This is a genomic window from Pseudomonas sp. WJP1, from assembly GCF_028471945.1.
In the GTDB taxonomy this organism is placed as follows: Bacteria; Pseudomonadota; Gammaproteobacteria; order Pseudomonadales; family Pseudomonadaceae; genus Aquipseudomonas.
Map to the genome: position 1 here is coordinate 3,176,011 of NZ_CP110128.1, position 16,059 is coordinate 3,192,069.

Consider the following 16,059-nt stretch of genomic DNA (forward strand, 5'->3'; position numbering starts at 1 on the left):
GGGACTATAAAGACTCGGCAGCGCCCCCGAAACCCCGGCGCGAGCGTTTACGCCGGCGGGGTGTCATCCAGGCACATCAGGGTTTCGATGCGTGCCGGGTTGAACGGCGGCCGGGGCGCCGAGGGTTGCCAGTCGAACAGATACTGCAAGGCAGCGCCACACACCCGGCCCTGGCAGGCGCCCATGCCGCAGCGACTGGCCAGTTTGGCCTCGCGCCAGTCAGTGTGTCCGGCCAATGCCGCATAGGGCACGTCTTCGCAACGACAGACCAGCGTGTCGGGCTGCGCCAGCGACTTGAGCTGCGGGTCGAGGCTGAAGGCGCTGTTCAACGCCTTGGCGAAACCCTGCCAGCGCGCCCGGCGTGGCCACAAATCCCGTGCCGCCGCGGTGTTGCCCACGGCCACATGACCGGCGATTGCCCCTTCGACCAGCGCCAGTTCACTGCCGCCGAAACCGCTGCATTCGCCGGCGGCGTAGTGGTCGGCGCGGCTTGTGGTTTGCCAAACATCCACCGCAAGCGCCGAGCCATCGAGCGCGCAGCCCAAGGCCTGGCCGAGTTGGGTGTTGGGAATCAGGCCGAAGCCGCAGGCCAGGCGATCACACGCCAATTCGACGATTTTGCCCTGATGCCGCAATCGCACAGCTTCCAGCCGTTCGTTGCCCAAGGCCGCCACGACGTGGGTGCCGGTGCGGTATTGGCGGTCGAACAGACTGAAGGATTGCACCAGCTTGCCCGGCCAGCGCGGCAGTTGCAGGGCGAACCCGGCGACCGCGCCCGCAGCGGCCTGCTCGGCGATGCGCAGCACCCGGGCACCGTTATGTTTCGCGGTGGCCGCGCTGGCCAGCAACAACGGCCCGCTGCCGGCGATCACCACACGCTCGTCCTGCACCGGCAGGCCGCCCTTGATCAACGCCTGGAGTCCGCCCGCGCCGGTCACCCCAGGCAGTGTCCAGCCGGGGAAGGGCAGCAGCAATTCACGGGCACCGGTGCACAGAATCAGTTGGTCATAGCCGATCAACCAGCCGTGGTCGGCGTCTTCCACCAGCAATTGTCTGGCCCCGGCGAGGGCGATCACCCGGGTACCGGCATGGTGGCGGATATTGCTGTGGGCGTGCAGCCGCTCGCGCATCTGCCGGGCCTGATTCGGCAGGCTGGCCTTTGGCCCGTCGCGCCAGATCTGGCCTCCCGGCAACGGGTTGTCGTCGAGCACCACAATGCGTGCGCCACTGGGTGCCGCGGCGAGGGCGGCACTCATGCCGGCGGGGCCGGCGCCAATGATCAGCAGGTCGGCGTATTCGTTCATGCTCGGGTCTGCACTTGCATGCCCTGCTGGCATAGCGTCTGGCAGGCCAGGCGGCGGCGACCGTCGATGGTCACCCGGCATTCCTGGCAGATGCCCATGCCGCACAACGGTGCGCGGCGCTCTCCGCTGACCGAAGTGCGACTGCAACCGTCGCCGGCCAGTGCCAGGGCCGCGGCCACCGTCGTGCCCTCGGCCACCTTCAGGGTGCGGCCGTCCATGATCAAGTCAGGCATATAGGGGCTCTCCCAGAAAGCGTTGCGGCAGATAGGGTTGTGCCGCCAGTGGCGACGTCTCGTTGAACAATTGCGCGACCAGCAAATCGGCAGTGCCGGGGGCCGTGGTGACCCCGAGTCCCTCGTGCCCGACCGCCAGCCACAGGCCTTTGCGTTTGGGATGCTGGCCAACCAGCGGCAGGCCATCGGGGCTGGCGGCGCGAAAACCGGTCCAGGCGCGGATGCCATTGAGCTGGGCCAGGCCCGGCATGTATTCGCTGGCGCGCTTGAGCATTTTCGCCAGCATCCAGCTTTCGACCTGCGGGTCGGTGGTGCCGAATTGTCGCGAGGCGCCGATGAACAGCTGCCCGGTGGGACGGGGCTGAATGTTGCAGGCGGTCGACGGTCCCGCGGCATTGTGGGCGCTGGTGACGTAGCCCAGTTCCACCAGCGTGTGGGTGACCTTGCCGGGGTAGCGGTCTGTGATCAGCAAGTGGCCCTTTTTCGGTTCGATCGGCAACTCGGGGCACAGGTCATTGGCCTGGATGCCGTTGGCCAATATGACGGCTTCGGCGTTCAACCACTGGCCATCCTCGAGTCGCACGCGGTTGCCATCGACCTCGCTGACCCGTGCCCGTCGTTGTTCGATGCCAGGGGTGTCGAGCATCCAGTTGGCGGTCGCCGGGGCGTAGAGAATGCCGTCGCCGGTGATCAATAAACCGCCTTCGAGGCCGTCGTGTAGCTCGGGCTCACGGGAACGCAGGGCGTTGCGGGCGATCAACTCGCAGGCAATGCCCTGGGCCTGCAGGTTCAGGTATTTGCTGCGGGCCACTTCCATTTCTTCGGCATTGGCCGCCAGCCACAATGTGCCGTTGCAGCGGTAGGCGCAGCTGTCGGGCAGTTGCGGTGCCTGTTCGCGCCAGCGTTGCAGCGAGTATTGGCTGAGGGCCAGTTCGGCCAGATTGTCGTCCAGCACCAGCAAGTGGCCCATGCCGGCGGCCGTCGCGCCGTGCAGGCCCGCGTCCAGCACCAGCACGCGCAAGCCGCGCCGGGTGAGCGCCTGGGCGCAGGCGGCGCCGATGATACCGGCACCGATCACGATCACATCGGCCACCAGGCCCTGGTTCATGGGCGAATGCCCCAGGCAAAGGGGTCGTCCTGTTCAATGATCAGGCTGGCCTCGGCACTGATGAAGGCGCGACCGCGAATGGTCGGTACGATGCGTTCGCCCTGTCGTTCGTAGGAGCCTTCGAACTCGCTACCGATCACGCTGGCCTGGCGCCAGATCTGTCCCGGTTGCAATTTGTCGTCGGCCGCCAGGCACGCCAGCTTGGCACTGGTGCCGGTGCCGCAGGGCGAACGGTCATAGGCCTTGCCGGGGCAGAGTACAAAGTTGCGGCTGTCGGCCCGGGCGTCATCGGCGAACAGTTCGACGTGGTCGATCAACCCGCCGTCTTCGCCGCGTATCCCCTGAACGTCCAGTGCCTGCTGCACGGCGTAGGTGTAGGCGGTCAACGCCTCGAGGTTGTCATTGGCGATGCGCAAGCCATGTTCGGCGATCAGGAAAAACCAGTTGCCACCCCAGGCGATATCACCGACCACCTGGCCGATCCCCGGCACCTGCAATACCACGGCTTTGCGATAACGGTAGGCCGGCACGTTGCGCACGCTGACGGAGTGGTCGTCGTGCAAGGTGGCCTGCACCGTACCGACCGGCGTTTCGATGCTGTGCACGCCCGGACCGATCTTGCCCAGGTGCGTCAGCGAGGCCACCAACCCAATGGTGCCGTGGCCGCACATGCCGAGGTAGCCGCTGTTGTTGAAGAAAATCACCCCGGCGCAGGCGGCGGGGTCGACTGGTTCGCATAGCAGCGCGCCAACCAGCACGTCGCTGCCCCGTGGTTCCAGCACGCAGGCGGCGCGCCATTGATCATGGTCTGCAGCCAGCCGCCGAAGCCGTTCGGCCATGCTGCCGGTGCCCAGGTCGGGAAAGCCGGCGGTCACCAGGCGGGTGGGTTCGCCGCCAGTGTGGGAGTCGATCACGGTGATGCGTTTCATGACAGGGCCACGTCCGTTCAGATGAGTGAACGCAAGAGTGGCCCGTGCGAGGGGATGCCGGCTTGATGGTTTTATCTTGCGCCGATGACGAAATCGGCACAGTAGATCGGACTGTCAATGGTGGTGCGGCAGATGCTCGAACAAGGTCTTGCAGACCCCGGCGATGTGTTCGTCGAGCAGCTTCACCGCCCGGTCGACGTCACCGGCGCGGCAGGCTTCGACGATCTCCCGGTGCTCGTGGTCGGCACGCTCCTTACCGGCGGAAAGGCTCATCTGCATCCGCAGGTAACGTTCCAGCTTGTCGTTGACCGAACGGATCAGGCTCACCAGGAATGGACGTTGCGCCGGCTCGTAGAGACAGGCGTGCAGTTCCCAGTTGAGCTCGGCCCAGCGGCCCACGTCATCTTCACCGACGAATTCCTGGCAGATGCTTTCGGCGCGGGCGAAGGTGGCTTCGGTCATGTTGGGGATGGCCAGGCGCAGCACCTTGTCTTCGAGCAACATGCGCACTTCGAACATCTGTGCCAGTTCGGCATCGGACACCCGCGTGACCATTGCCCCGCGATTGCGCTGGAACATCACCAGGCCTTCGGCTTCCAGGCGCTTGAGGGCCTCGCGGACCGGAATCTTGCTGACGTTGAACTGCCGGGCGATGTCGTCCTGGCGAATAGGCTCGTCTTCGGCGAAGTGCCCGGCGACGATGGCGTCACGCAGGTGGCGGGTGATGATTTCCGATGTCGAAGGCGCATTGCCCAGGTCGGGAGCGTTGAATTTGGGTGGGTTCACGGCGGCGGTCGTTCGGATTGAGTTAGAGATATGGTATACGAATTTCATCGACCAGGACGTCGACTATGCGCACCGGATGGGTATCGCTGATTGAGCTCATTGCTCCCACTGTTCCAGCAGTATCGAGACGAATTTTTCCGCTGCCGGAGACAGTGAGGCGCCTCGGCGGTAAACCAGTCCCAACGATCGGTTCACAATGGGCTCGATCAAGGGGACGCTGACCAACGTTGGATGATCCACAGCCGGCATTGCAAGGCTCGGCATTGCCGAAACGCCTAATCCGGCTTCCACCAGCCCTAGCGACGTAGACAGGTGTTGCACCTCATAGAACCACTGTGGACGCCAACTCAAGCCTGACAAGGCATGGTCAAGCAACATGCGGTTGCCGCTCAGGCGACCGACCCCGATCAGCCGGTAATTGCTGAGTTCAGACCAGGTGACCGAGCTGCGTTCGGCCAACTCGTGATCGCGTCGACACGCCAAAACAAAAGGCTCGTTGACCAACGGCACGAACTCGATGTCCGGGTGCTGTCCGCTCATCATGTTGATGCCAAAGTCGGCTTCGCCACGCAGGACAGCCTCCAGCCCTTCGTTCGCACTCAGGTCGAGCAAGCGAATGCGGATTTGTGGATAGCGCTCGTTGTAGAGGCGGATGACCGAAGGGAGGAAGTAGAAGGCGGCGGTCGGGATGCAGGCAAGGGTGACACGGCCGCTCTGGCGCTCCGCCAGCTCCCGGATGTTAAGTATCGAGTCGTCGAAGTCATCCAGTAAACGTCGTGCCTTGGGCAGGAAGTCTCGCCCGACGCTGGTGAGGCTTACCCTTCTTGTCGTGCGATCAAGGAGGGCTGTTCCCAACCCCTCTTCAAGCTTTTTCATTCTGCGACTCAACGCGGGTTGAGAGAGATGCAATGCATCGGCAGCCTCGTGGAAGCTCCCAAGTTCTGCGATCTTCACGAAAGACCGGATGTCATTGAGCTCATAATTCAATTGTTTTATCTCAGCAGACGAGGGTGATCCAGCGAAATCATCCTAAATTTATCATTCGTCAAACGCAATAATCAGGCTGATATTTGCATTGGAAACAATTTTCAAAGCCTGAGACTCTTGCTCACAAGACATCAATTGCTCCGATTGATCAACAAGAGTCAGTATTCATGCAACGAATTCCCTGTGTGCTAATGCGTGGCGGTACTTCCAAGGGCCCGGTATTTCTCGCCTGGGATCTACCGGTTGCGATCGCAGAACGTGACGAACTGCTGCTCAACCTGATGGGTTCTGGCCATGAGCTGGAAATTGACGGCATCGGTGGCGGCAGCCCGCAAACCAGCAAGGTGGCGATCGTCAGCCCGTCGCTGCATCCTGATGCGGATGTCGACTATCTGTTCGTTCAAGTCATGGTCTCCCAACGTCGCGTCGACACCGCGCCCAATTGCGGCAACATGCTCTGCGCGGTTGGCCCGTTCGCCATCGAGCAGGGCCTGGTCAAGGCGGGCAACGGATTGACCCGGGTGCGCATTCGCAACCTCAACACCGGCACCTTCGTCACTTCGGACGTGCACACGCCCAACGGCAAAGTCAGCTACGAGGGCGACACGGTCATCGATGGCGTGCCTGGCAGTGCGGCACCCGTGCAATTGACCTTCCTCGACGCTGCCGGCAGCAAGACCGGCAAACTTTTCCCGACCGGCAATACCCTGGATGTGTTCGATGGGGTGCCTGTTACCTGCATCGACATGGCCATGCCGATGCTGATCATCGAGGCCCGTCATCTGGCCAAGCGCGGCGATGAAACCCCAGCCGAGCTGGACGCCGACAAGGATTTTCTGCGCCAGCTCGAAGCCTTGCGGTTGCAGGCCGGCAGGGCGATGGGGCTGGGCGATGTCAGCGACAAGGTCATCCCCAAACCGGTGCTGGTTTCACCGGCCAAGGCGGGTGGCACGTTGCAGGTTCGCTACTTCATGCCCCACAACTGCCATCGCGCGCTGGCCATTACCGGCTCCATCGGCGTGGCGACTGCCTGTGTCAGCGAGGGCAGCGTAGTGGCCCGGATGCTCGGCAACACCGCAGGTCCGCGCCTGCAACAGGTGCGTATCGAGCACCCGAGTGGCGGCATCGATGTCGTGTTGTCCTACGTCGGCGATAACGGTCAGACCATCCGCGCCTCGGTGGTGCGTACGGCACGACGATTGTTCTCCGGTTTCGTCTATGCCCCGATTTCCCAGCGACTCGCCGGCTAGTGATCTGACGGTGCCTGGGTATTTGTATCAGCACAATTGTAAAAATGGGTGATGCCATGAAACGCGCTCGTCATTACCCACCACCGGACATAGCGCACTGCAACGTCTGGTAGTCTCGGGGTCGTTCGCCTGTGCGTCGGCCTCGCCATTAATAACAACAAGAGAGATGCCCTATGCTCGCCTTACTCGGCCTGGCCATGGTGGTAGTGTTCACCTACCTGATCATGTCCAAGCGTTTGTCGCCAATCGTTGCGTTGACCGTTGTGCCGATCGTCTTTGCCCTGATCGGCGGTTTTGGCGGGACCACCGGCAAAATGATGCTCGACGGCCTGAAAATGGTCGCGCCGTCGGCCGCGTTGCTGCTGTTCGCGATCCTGTTTTTCGGCTTGATGATCGACTCGGGACTGTTCGACCCGCTGATCCGCAAAATCCTCAAGCGGGTGAATGGCGACCCGATGAAAATCGCCATCGGCACCGCACTGCTGTCGTTGACTGTCGCGCTGGATGGCGATGGCACGACCACCTACATGATCACCTGTGCGGCGATGTTGCCGTTGTACAAGCGTATCGGCATGAACCCGATGATCCTGGCAACGATTTCCATGCTGTCGCTGAGCATCATGAGCGGTTTGAGCCCGTGGGGCGGTCCGGCCACCCGGGCGATTGCCGCGCTGGGGGTGGATGCCGGGGAATACTTCATCCCGTTATTGCCGACCATGATCGGCGGTGCCGCCTGGGTGGTGTTCACGGCATTTTTGCTGGGGCGCGCCGAGCGCAAGCGAATCGGCAATACGCAGCTGCAGAGCGGCGGTGGTGATTGCTACATCAAGGCCATTCTTGAAGACACACCGTACAAGCGTCCGAAGCTGGCCTATGTGAACCTGCTGTTGGTGACCGGAGTGATGATTGCGCTGGTGATGGGGCTGGCCCATTCGGCGATTTTGTTCCTGATCGGTTTTGTCCTGGCGCTGATGATCAACTACCCGCAGCTGGACATTCAAAAGGAACGCATCCTCGCCCATTCCGGCAACGCCATGACCGTGGTGCTGCTGGTGTTCGCGGCCGGTGTCTTCGCCGGGATTTTCTCCGGCACGAAAATGGTCGATGCACTGGCACAGACATTGGTGGAGTGGATTCCACCGTCCTGGGGGCATCTGTTTCCGCTGGTGGTGGCGATTACCAGCATGCCGCTGACGTTCGTGCTGTCCAACGATGCTTACTACTTCGGCGTGGTGCCGATCCTCGCAAACGCCGCTGCTGCCTACGGTATTGACCCGGTGGAAATTGCCAGGGCATCGGTCCTGGGGCAGCCGGTGCACTTGATGAGCCCGTTGGTGGCTTCGACCCTGTTGCTGGTCGGGATGGTCGATCGCGACATTGGCGACTTCCAGCGTGCCACCGTGAAATGGGCAGTGCTCACCTCCCTGGTGATCACAGCTTTAGCCCTGCTGACCGGTGCCTTGACGCTGTTCGCCTGATTCACCCCTGACTCACCTCTAGACGCGTTTCACGCGCCGACTGCCGGCGCGCGGATACCTGCATCCTGAAAAACAACAACAAGAGTAGTTCGACATGCCCCATTCTTTGATCAGCAGGGCGCTTTTACCTCTCATGGGGGTATTACCGATTGCCGCTGTCGATGCGAGCGATTTCATCGCCGACAGCAAACTGAAGTTGCAGCTGCGCAATGTGTACTTCAATGAAAACTTTCGTGATGAACATGGATTGAGTGCCCGTGCGGCGAGCACTGCTAAAAGTGAGCGTACCGAGTGGGCGCAGGGCTTCCTGCTGGACTATCAGTCGGGGTTTACCCCGGGGACATTGGGCGTGGGCGTTGATGCTTTGGGCTTGTTGGGGGTGAGGCTGGACTCGGGACGTGGCCGCAGCGGTACCGGGCTGCTACCGGTGCACGACGATGGACGCGCCGCCGATGAGTTCTCCAGTGCCGGCGCCACGGCGAAGATCAAGCTGGCCAAGACCACCCTCAGGTACGGAACCCTGCTACCCAAGACGCCAGTACTGATCTACAACGATGCACGCTTGTTACCGCAGACCTACGAGGGCGGCCAGGTCACCAGCCTGGATATCGACAATCTGACCCTGACCGGCGGCCGTCTGAATCGGTTCAAACAGCGTGATTCCACCGACAGCGTCCCGATCATTCCTGATGGCTATTCGGGCGACAAGGGCGGTGATTTCACCTATGCCGGCGGCGACTACAAGCTCGGCAAGAACACGCGCCTGAGCTACTTCCACGGCGAGCTGGAAAATTTCTATCGCCAGGACTTCGCCGGCATCCAGCACGATATAGCGTTAGGGCGCGGGACCCTGACGGGCGACCTGCGCTATTTCAACAGCCATGACGCGGGCCGCGCCTATGCCTCGAAGATCGATAACGACATGCTCAGTGCCCTGGTGTCCTACACGGTGGCGGGGCACACAGTGGGCGGTGGTTATCAAACCCTCAGCGGCGATGCCGGGCTGCCCTACATCAGCGGTGCCACGGTCTACTCGTTCAGCAACGCCGGTATCGGCAAGTTCATCGAGGAGGACGAGAAAACCTGGATGCTCAGCTACGGTTATGACTTTGCACCGATGGGCGTGCCAGGCCTGACGTTCATGACGCGATACCTGAAGGGCAACGATGGCAAGTCCGACACCCAGATCAAAGAGTCCGAGCGTGACACCGAACTGGCTTACGTGGTCCAGAGCGGTGCGTTCAAAGGCGTGGGTGTAAAGCTACGCAACTATGTCTACCGCGCGGACTTCGCACGTGGGCGCGACAGCAATCGCATTTATTTCACCTACGATATGGCGCTTTGGTAAGCAGGCCTTGATGTTATGGCGTGGCAGCCTTGCCTGACACGTAGGCACAGGCTGCCATTGCTTGCCCAACGATCAACTGAACGGCCGGCTCTAGCGTTTGATCAATGAAATCTTCGTGCCTTCGATGCTGATCCCGGCCATCAATCCTTGCTGGTCGAAGATGAACGCGTAGGCGTCGTCCTTGAGCGTCGAGCTGGACAGGTTCTTGGCAACCCCTTCATCCACCACAACCACCGTTGGCCCTACACCGATTTCCCAGCCTTTGGTTTCAGTGATGTATTTCACCGCTTTGTCGGTCATCAGGAAAACCACATAGCCATAGGACTGCGCGCCTGCCTGCAATCCCCAGGAGCCGCTGACGGAGTTGTAATAGTCCTGGACTTTCGTGCCCTTCATCAAAACGCCTTCGCCGTAGCTGCCGCCGAATACCAGGCCGGCCTTGATGATTTTCGGGAAGACCAGTACGGCCTTGGCTTTTTGCGAGATGGTTTCGGAAAAGGGATTGGTTTTGTAGAGCGTCTGCAACGCTTGCCGCGAGTCGGTATTGAGATCCTCGGCGGTGGCGGCGCCTGCCGTGTTCAGGAGACTGGCCGATGCCAATGCAGCTACTGCGAGCAAGGCCGTCAGGAAGAACCGTATGGATTGAGTCATTTGCGTACTCCGATGAGGGAGCATTGGATGGCAGCAGCAGTCGGCGCCTGCGTCAGGCAGGATCCGAACTCACTGAAGGGTATCCGGCGCGCCCTGGAATGTGTGAATCGCAAGCGTCGCGGCTGAAGGAAGCAGGCCTGAGGCCAGTGATCAGTTGCGATGCCATCACTTGTTGTGACCACTGAGTGGTGAGCGCGTTCAGCGTTAGTGTTCGATGGTACCCCTGTAGGAGCCAGCGGTGCGGCGATCCGACTTGCCGGCGAAGAACGATGACGTGGTGTTACAGATACACCGCGGCGCCTGGTTCGCCGGCAAGCCTGGCTCCTACGGGCGAAGAACGATAACGCGGTGCAACAGACACACCGCAGCGTCTGGTTCGCCGGCAAGTCGGATCGCCGCCCGCTGGCTCCTACAGCCACACGGCATCCCACAACGGATAGTCCCCTATTTTCTCGACCAATCCCGCTCGCAACGGGTTGGCCACGACATAGCGCGCCACCGCCGGCAGGTCTTCGTCCCTGCGGATCGCTCGGTCATGAAAGCCATGTTGCCAGAGTGCCCCGTCGCGCCCGATCGAGCGATTCAACGCTAGCGCGATGCGTGATTTTGTCCTCGCCATTATGCAAGTGAGCGTGTTGTTTTTGAGCTCGAACAGCCAATGGAGATGGTCCGGCATGACGACCCAGGCCAACGAAAGCACCAGATCTTCTTCCTGAGCTTTCCTCAGTGCATCGACCACGAGGCGGCCTTGCATGAAGTCTTTAAATACGGGGTTCCGGTTCTGAACGATGGTCGTGACCAGATAGATCTGCCCCGGCGCTGAATAGCGCCCGATACGCAGTCGATGTGCATGGCGAATGGTTGGCATGGGGCATCTTCCTTGATCATGGCGTTGTCAGCTCAGGCTAGAACGCCGGGGGAAGATCGATGGTGAACAGTTGTTCCTGATGTGTCTGTGGGAGCGAGCGGGCGGCGATCCGGCTTGCCGGCGAAGAACGGTAACGCGGTGCAACAGATACACCCCAGCGTCTGGTTCGCCGGCAAGTCGGATCGCCGCACCGCTGGCTCCTACAAGGCCGGCGACCCCACCCGGAGAATCAAAGCTTCGGCAACTGCCCGATACGGCCCATCATTTCGGTCACGATCTGCAGGTCGAGCAGGAACTGCTCGGTGGTCTTGAACTCGTTGTCGTTGTGACCGGTGTATTTGACGTCCGGCATGGCCAGGCCGAATTGTACGCCGTTGGGCAGTTCGTGCACCGAGGTGGCGCCGGCGGAGGTGCCGAACTTGTGCTCCATGCCGAGGTTTTCGCTGGCCACGGCGAGCAGGGCCTTGACCCATTCACCCTCGGGGTTGCGGTACATCGGTTCGGCGATGGAGTAGTCGAAGGCCGGTGCGATTTTGCTGTTCTTGCTCCAGGCATCCAGTTTCTTAGCGATTTCGGCCTTGAGCACTTCCGGGGACTTGCCCTTGGGCACCCGCAGGTTGACCGCGAGCTTGAAGGCTTTGTCATCCATCCCGACATAGGTCAGCGACGTGGTCAGCGGGCCCATGAATTCATCGGCGAAACCCACCCCCAATTTGCCACCCAGGTAGTCCAGGCCCCAATTGTCGGCGGCATAGCGGGCGGCGTCGGTGATGTGGTTGTGCTTTAGCGCGACCTGGCCGTCGAGGCTGTTGATGAAGTCCAGCATCCTGGCCACCGGGTTGACGCCGGACTCGGGTTCGGAGGAGTGGGCGGACACACCGGTGACGGTCAGTATGACGTCCTTGCCGACTACCTTGGTGGCGATGTCGAAGTTGCCGCCATTGCGCATGGCGTACTCGATACCGGCCTTTTGCAGACTGGCGGCCAGTTCCGCGGGTTTGTCTGTCACCAGGGTGGCGACCGAGGTCGAGGGAATCTGGTTGGTGGCCAGGCCGCCGGTCATCGAGGTGATTTCGGCGCCCTTGCCTTGAGCCTTGCGCTTGGCGAAGCTGGCCATGACGGTGCCGTAGCCTTTCTCGGCGATCACCACCGGGTAGCCGCCATCCAGCGCCAGATTATAGTTGGGCGTCGGGTTGCGCTCGAAATAGTAGGGGATGGCGTCGCCCGTGGTTTCCTCGGTGGTGTCTACCAGCAGCTTGAAGTTCCTGGCCAGCGGCAGTTTCTCTTCCTTGATGACCTTCATGGCGTAGAGCGCGACCACGATGCCGTTCTTGTCATCCTCGGTGCCCCGGCCATACATGCGATCGCCCACCAGGGTGACCTTGAACGGATCGAGTCGAGTGCCGTCCTGCAGCACCCAGTTCTCTGGCGTCACCGGCACCACGTCGGCGTGGGCGTGAATCCCCACGACTTCGTCGCCAGCGCCTTGCAGGGAGATTTCATAGACGCGGTTGTCGATGTTGCGAAAGCTCAGGTTGAACGATTCGGCCAGGCTCTTGATCTTCTCGGCGATCTTGATGAACTCGGGATTGTCGTGCTGGGCAACGCCGTCCACGCGCACGGTCGGGATGGCTACCAGTTCCCGCAGGGTTTCGGTCGCCGCGCTGCCGTACTTGATCCGTGTGTAGAGGCCAAGCAGGCGATGGATTTCGTTTTGCTGTTCAGGGGGCAGTGCCTTGTTATCGAGGAAGGCACTGATGGCCGGGCCGAGCTCGTCGGCCTTGGCTACGTTGCTCTTGGCCAGGTTTTTCAGGAACTGCCTGAAATCCGTGACCGAGTCATCACTGAACGTCTTGAGGATGATCGCGCTCTGTTGCGCGGTGATGTTGGCGTGTGCAACGCTGGTGAACGACGACAGGCTGGCGAGCATCAGGGTGGCTGCGGCCAAGTGCTTGAGTGAAAAGTCCATTGCTGGGGGCATTCCTTTGCAGGCAGTTTGTAGGAAATATCTGATCGTTTAATCAGAAACATCCGCAAGCTAACACCGCAAGGATGGGGTGGGGAGCCCCTGAAGTGGGATCTGTCGCACAGAAATGCAAAAGCGGCGCAGAAATGAAAACCCCGAACTGGCAATGCTTAACGTGGCTCAACAACGCGCAGGCGCACGGCTTATCACGTTGACTTGGCTGCTTTTGCTCCACGTTTGCCGGCGGTCGCAGGCTTGCGCTTGGCCGGCTTGCGCTTGTTTTTCCACGGTGCCGCGCCTCGCCCGGCGGGGCTGGCCGGCCCGCTGATGGACAGGCTCAGGCCGGCGCAGCGGCTGACTTGCTTGCTCATCCAGGCTGCCTGCTTGGTGACGAATTCGTCCAGGCTCATTTCCCCGCTCTGCACCATGTCCAGGGCCTGCTCCCAGATGGCCGTAGTGCCCGGGTCGGCAATGGCGCGCGGTACCGCATCGATCAGGCTGAAAGCGGCCGGGGTTGCGGCGAGCGCCTTGCCGTTCTTGATCAGGTAACCACGGTCGAGCAGGCCCTGGATGATCGAGGCGCGGGTCGCTTCGGTGCCGATGCCGGTGGTGTCCTTGAGCTTTTGCTTGAGCAATGGATCTTCCACCAGCTTGGCGACGTTCTTCATGGCCTTGATCAGGTCGCCCTCGGTGAAGGGTTTGGGCGGTTGCGTCCAGAGGTCCTTGAGTTGCACATCGGCCACCGCGCAATCAATGCCCTCCCTGAGGTTGGGCAGGGTTTGCGGGGCGGGTGCTTCGCGGCCCTTGGCGGGCGCAAGGGCTTCGGGCAGGGCGCGTTTCCAGCCGGGCTCGACGATTTGCTTGCCGACGGCACGCAAGGCCTCGCCAGCGCAATCGAAGTCGGCCTGGGTGCGATCGAACTCGTGATTGGGCAGGAACTGCGCCAGGTAACGGGCGCGGATCAAGGTGTAGACCGCGCGCTGCTTGCCTACCAGGCGATCGAGGTTTTTCGCCGCGGCGGTGGGGATGATGCCGTGGTGCGCGCTGACCTTGGCATCGTTCCAGGCCCGTGAGCGACGCTGGGGCTCCAGGTAATCGTGCAAGGCGTTCAGTGCCGGGTCGGCCTGGCGTAGCGCCGCGAGAATTCCCGGTGCTTCGCTGTGCTGGCTGAGGGGCAGGTAGCCGCAGTCGCTGCGCGGGTAGGTGATGACCTTGTGGGTTTCGTAGAGCGCCTGGGCGATGTCGAGGGTTTCCTGGGCACCGAGCCCGAGCTTTTTCGAGCAGACTTCCTGCAAGGTGCCGAGGTCGAATGGCAGCGGCGCCACTTCGCGCATCCGTTCGGTGCGCAGCTTGAGGACCCTGGCGCTGGCGGCGGCGAGCATGGCCGCTGCCGCTTGTTGGGCCAGCGCCTGGTTCAGGCAGCGATCCTGGTCGTCGCACACGTCCGAAGCGGCTCGCCATTGTGCCGTGAAGGTGGTGCCGTTATGCAGTAGCTGCACCTCGACAGCCCAGTAGGGCACGGGCACGAAGGCGGCGATGCTACGGTCGCGATCTACCACCAGGCGCAAGGTCGGCGTCTGCACCCGGCCGACCGGCAGGACACCCTGATAACCGGATTGGCGTCCGAGCAAGGTGAACAGCCGGCTCATGTTCATGCCAATCAGCCAGTCGGCCCGGGAGCGCCCCAGTGCCGAATGATAGAGGCTGAAGGTCTGCGCACCGGGCCTGAGTGCGGCGAGGGCCTTGCGGATCGAGGCATCGTCCAGCGCCGACAGCCACAGCCGCTGGATCGGACCGCGATAGCGGCAATGCTCCACCAGTTCCCTGGCGATCATTTCGCCTTCACGGTCGGCGTCGGTGGCAATGACCAGGTCGCGCGCTTCGCCGAGCAGGCGCTTGACCACCTTGTACTGGCTGGCCGTGCGCGGCTTGACGGTCATTTTCCATTTATCGGGAATGATCGGCAGGTCTGCCAGTACCCAGCGCTTGTAGCGTGCGTCATAGGCATCCGGGGGCGCGGTTTCCAGCAGGTGGCCGATGCACCAGGTCACCGTGACGTCCGTTCCCAGCCAGCAGCCGTCACCGCGCCGCCGCGCGCCGAGCACAGCCGCAATGTCTTTGGCCTGGGAAGGTTTTTCACAGAGGTACAGCCGCATAACCACCATCGTCGATCAATGTGCGCAAGTGCACAGGATGGCGTGAGTCGGGCGCGAGAGCAATCTTTATCTGTATGGATGTACAGTTTTTTAGTTGCGTTTGGTTGCGCAGGCCGTTTGGCTGTGAGGCCATCGTTGTTGGGGAATCTGGGTTATACCTGATACATCGTGGTCTCAGGTTTTGGGGCCGCTGCGCAGCCCTTCGCGGGCAAGCCACGCTCCTACAGATCAATTTCTGTCATGAGGATTGTTTTCCATGAAAAGCTCCGGTCCCAGCCCTGTCATCACCATCGCCGAGCAGCCTGGCTGCCTGCTGGTGAAGTTCCACGGATTTCAGGTGGCAGCGTCCGCTCGTGCGCTGGTGTTGCTGGAGGCCAATTACCCTCCGGTGTACTACGTGCCGCGCGAGGACATCGATGAAAAGTATTACGCCCGTACCGACCACACCAGCTATTGCCCCTACAAGGGCGATGCCAGTTATTTCAGTCTGCAGGTTCCGGGACATGAAGGCGCCAATGCGGTCTGGAGCTACGAAAACCCCAAGGTGTCTGTCAGGCAGATTCAAGAGTATGTGGCGTTCTATCCGGATCAGGTGACGTTTGAGTTGATCGATATTGATGAGTGATGGACAGGCTTTTGCGGTGACACTATTCGCTCTCGGATGTACCCGATCTACTGTGGGAGCGAGTCGGCTCCAGGTGGCGTTCCGACGATGGCGGCCTCACAGCCGACGCTATTCCTTCAGGTGTACATATCCATTCCTGCGGTAACGGCCACCTATGGTTTCGCTTTTACAGCGAGTCACTTGGAAGAGCCCCAAGTAACCAAGGGCTCTTGCCCCTGGCGTTCGGTGCCTCGCTAATGCTCGGCATACCCTCGCTCCGGTCCTGCTCCGTGGGTCGCCGCGATGGGCCATCCTTGGCCCAGCGCGGCTAAACCGGCATCCATGCCGGTTTACCCACTGCGCAGAACCGGAACGAAGCCTCTCGATGGGG

Annotated in this window: 14 protein-coding genes; 4 read left to right on the plus strand and 10 right to left on the minus strand. The window is 61.5% G+C overall.

Annotation, left to right across the window (positions count from 1 at the left end; genetic code table 11):
• Positions 1 to 47: 47 nt before the first annotated feature.
• From OH720_RS14440 to OH720_RS14465, 6 genes are all read right to left on the minus strand, one after another.
• Positions 48 to 1,304: an NAD(P)/FAD-dependent oxidoreductase gene (locus tag OH720_RS14440; RefSeq protein WP_272606176.1), complete on the minus strand. Its 1,257-nt coding sequence runs from the start codon at positions 1,302 to 1,304 to the stop codon at positions 48 to 50.
• Positions 1,301 to 1,537, minus strand: a complete 237-nt coding sequence (locus OH720_RS14445; RefSeq protein ID WP_008059756.1) for a 2Fe-2S iron-sulfur cluster-binding protein — start codon at positions 1,535 to 1,537, stop codon at positions 1,301 to 1,303. The genes OH720_RS14440 and OH720_RS14445 overlap by 4 nt, the downstream gene beginning before the upstream one ends.
• The gene (locus OH720_RS14450; protein ID WP_272606177.1) at positions 1,530 to 2,645 is read right to left on the minus strand and encodes an NAD(P)/FAD-dependent oxidoreductase; all 1,116 of its coding nucleotides are present in this window, start codon (positions 2,643 to 2,645) and stop codon (positions 1,530 to 1,532) included. The genes OH720_RS14445 and OH720_RS14450 overlap by 8 nt, the downstream gene beginning before the upstream one ends.
• A complete protein-coding gene (locus OH720_RS14455; protein WP_272606178.1) occupies positions 2,642 to 3,574 on the minus strand; it encodes a 4-hydroxyproline epimerase in 933 nt (310 codons plus the stop codon). The genes OH720_RS14450 and OH720_RS14455 overlap by 4 nt, the downstream gene beginning before the upstream one ends.
• 114 nt (positions 3,575 to 3,688) lie before the next feature.
• Positions 3,689 to 4,360, minus strand: coding sequence for a GntR family transcriptional regulator (locus OH720_RS14460; RefSeq protein ID WP_180206900.1), 672 nt, complete (start codon positions 4,358 to 4,360; stop codon positions 3,689 to 3,691).
• Positions 4,361 to 4,456: 96 nt separating this feature from the next.
• Positions 4,457 to 5,347, minus strand: a complete 891-nt coding sequence (locus OH720_RS14465; protein ID WP_032831601.1) for a LysR family transcriptional regulator — start codon at positions 5,345 to 5,347, stop codon at positions 4,457 to 4,459.
• Positions 5,348 to 5,514: 167 nt separating this feature from the next.
• Here OH720_RS14465 and OH720_RS14470 point away from each other — a divergent pair, with 167 nt between their 5' ends.
• The 3 genes from OH720_RS14470 (at position 5,515) to OH720_RS14480 (ending at position 9,423) form a co-directional block, all read left to right on the plus strand.
• Complete coding sequence (locus tag OH720_RS14470; protein WP_008059745.1) at positions 5,515 to 6,597, plus strand: 4-oxalomesaconate tautomerase; 1,083 nt, start codon at positions 5,515 to 5,517, stop codon at positions 6,595 to 6,597.
• A 173-nt stretch (positions 6,598 to 6,770) separates the two neighbouring features.
• Complete coding sequence (locus OH720_RS14475) at positions 6,771 to 8,075, plus strand: CitMHS family transporter (protein ID WP_272606179.1); 1,305 nt, start codon at positions 6,771 to 6,773, stop codon at positions 8,073 to 8,075.
• A 94-nt stretch (positions 8,076 to 8,169) separates the two neighbouring features.
• Positions 8,170 to 9,423, plus strand: coding sequence for an OprD family porin (locus OH720_RS14480; protein ID WP_272606180.1), 1,254 nt, complete (start codon positions 8,170 to 8,172; stop codon positions 9,421 to 9,423).
• Positions 9,424 to 9,513: 90 nt separating this feature from the next.
• On the opposite strand, the gene OH720_RS14485 is transcribed toward OH720_RS14480, so the two are convergent.
• The 4 genes from OH720_RS14485 to OH720_RS14500 all read right to left on the minus strand — a co-directional run bounded on the left by OH720_RS14485 (position 9,514) and on the right by OH720_RS14500 (position 15,064).
• Positions 9,514 to 10,074: a lipid-binding SYLF domain-containing protein gene (locus OH720_RS14485; RefSeq protein ID WP_272606181.1), complete on the minus strand. Its 561-nt coding sequence runs from the start codon at positions 10,072 to 10,074 to the stop codon at positions 9,514 to 9,516.
• Between the two features lie 409 nt (positions 10,075 to 10,483).
• A complete protein-coding gene (locus OH720_RS14490; protein WP_272606182.1) occupies positions 10,484 to 10,942 on the minus strand; it encodes an REP-associated tyrosine transposase in 459 nt (152 codons plus the stop codon).
• A gap of 229 nt (positions 10,943 to 11,171) precedes the next feature.
• A complete protein-coding gene (locus OH720_RS14495; protein ID WP_272606183.1) occupies positions 11,172 to 12,911 on the minus strand; it encodes a dipeptidase in 1,740 nt (579 codons plus the stop codon).
• Between the two features lie 203 nt (positions 12,912 to 13,114).
• Positions 13,115 to 15,064: a DNA topoisomerase III gene (locus OH720_RS14500; RefSeq protein WP_272606184.1), complete on the minus strand. Its 1,950-nt coding sequence runs from the start codon at positions 15,062 to 15,064 to the stop codon at positions 13,115 to 13,117.
• A 256-nt stretch (positions 15,065 to 15,320) separates the two neighbouring features.
• Between OH720_RS14500 and OH720_RS14505 the strand changes: the two genes are divergently transcribed.
• Positions 15,321 to 15,689 (plus strand): DUF427 domain-containing protein, encoded by a 369-nt coding sequence (locus OH720_RS14505; protein ID WP_272606185.1) that lies wholly within the window; start codon positions 15,321 to 15,323, stop codon positions 15,687 to 15,689.
• Positions 15,690 to 16,059 lie beyond the last annotated feature (370 nt).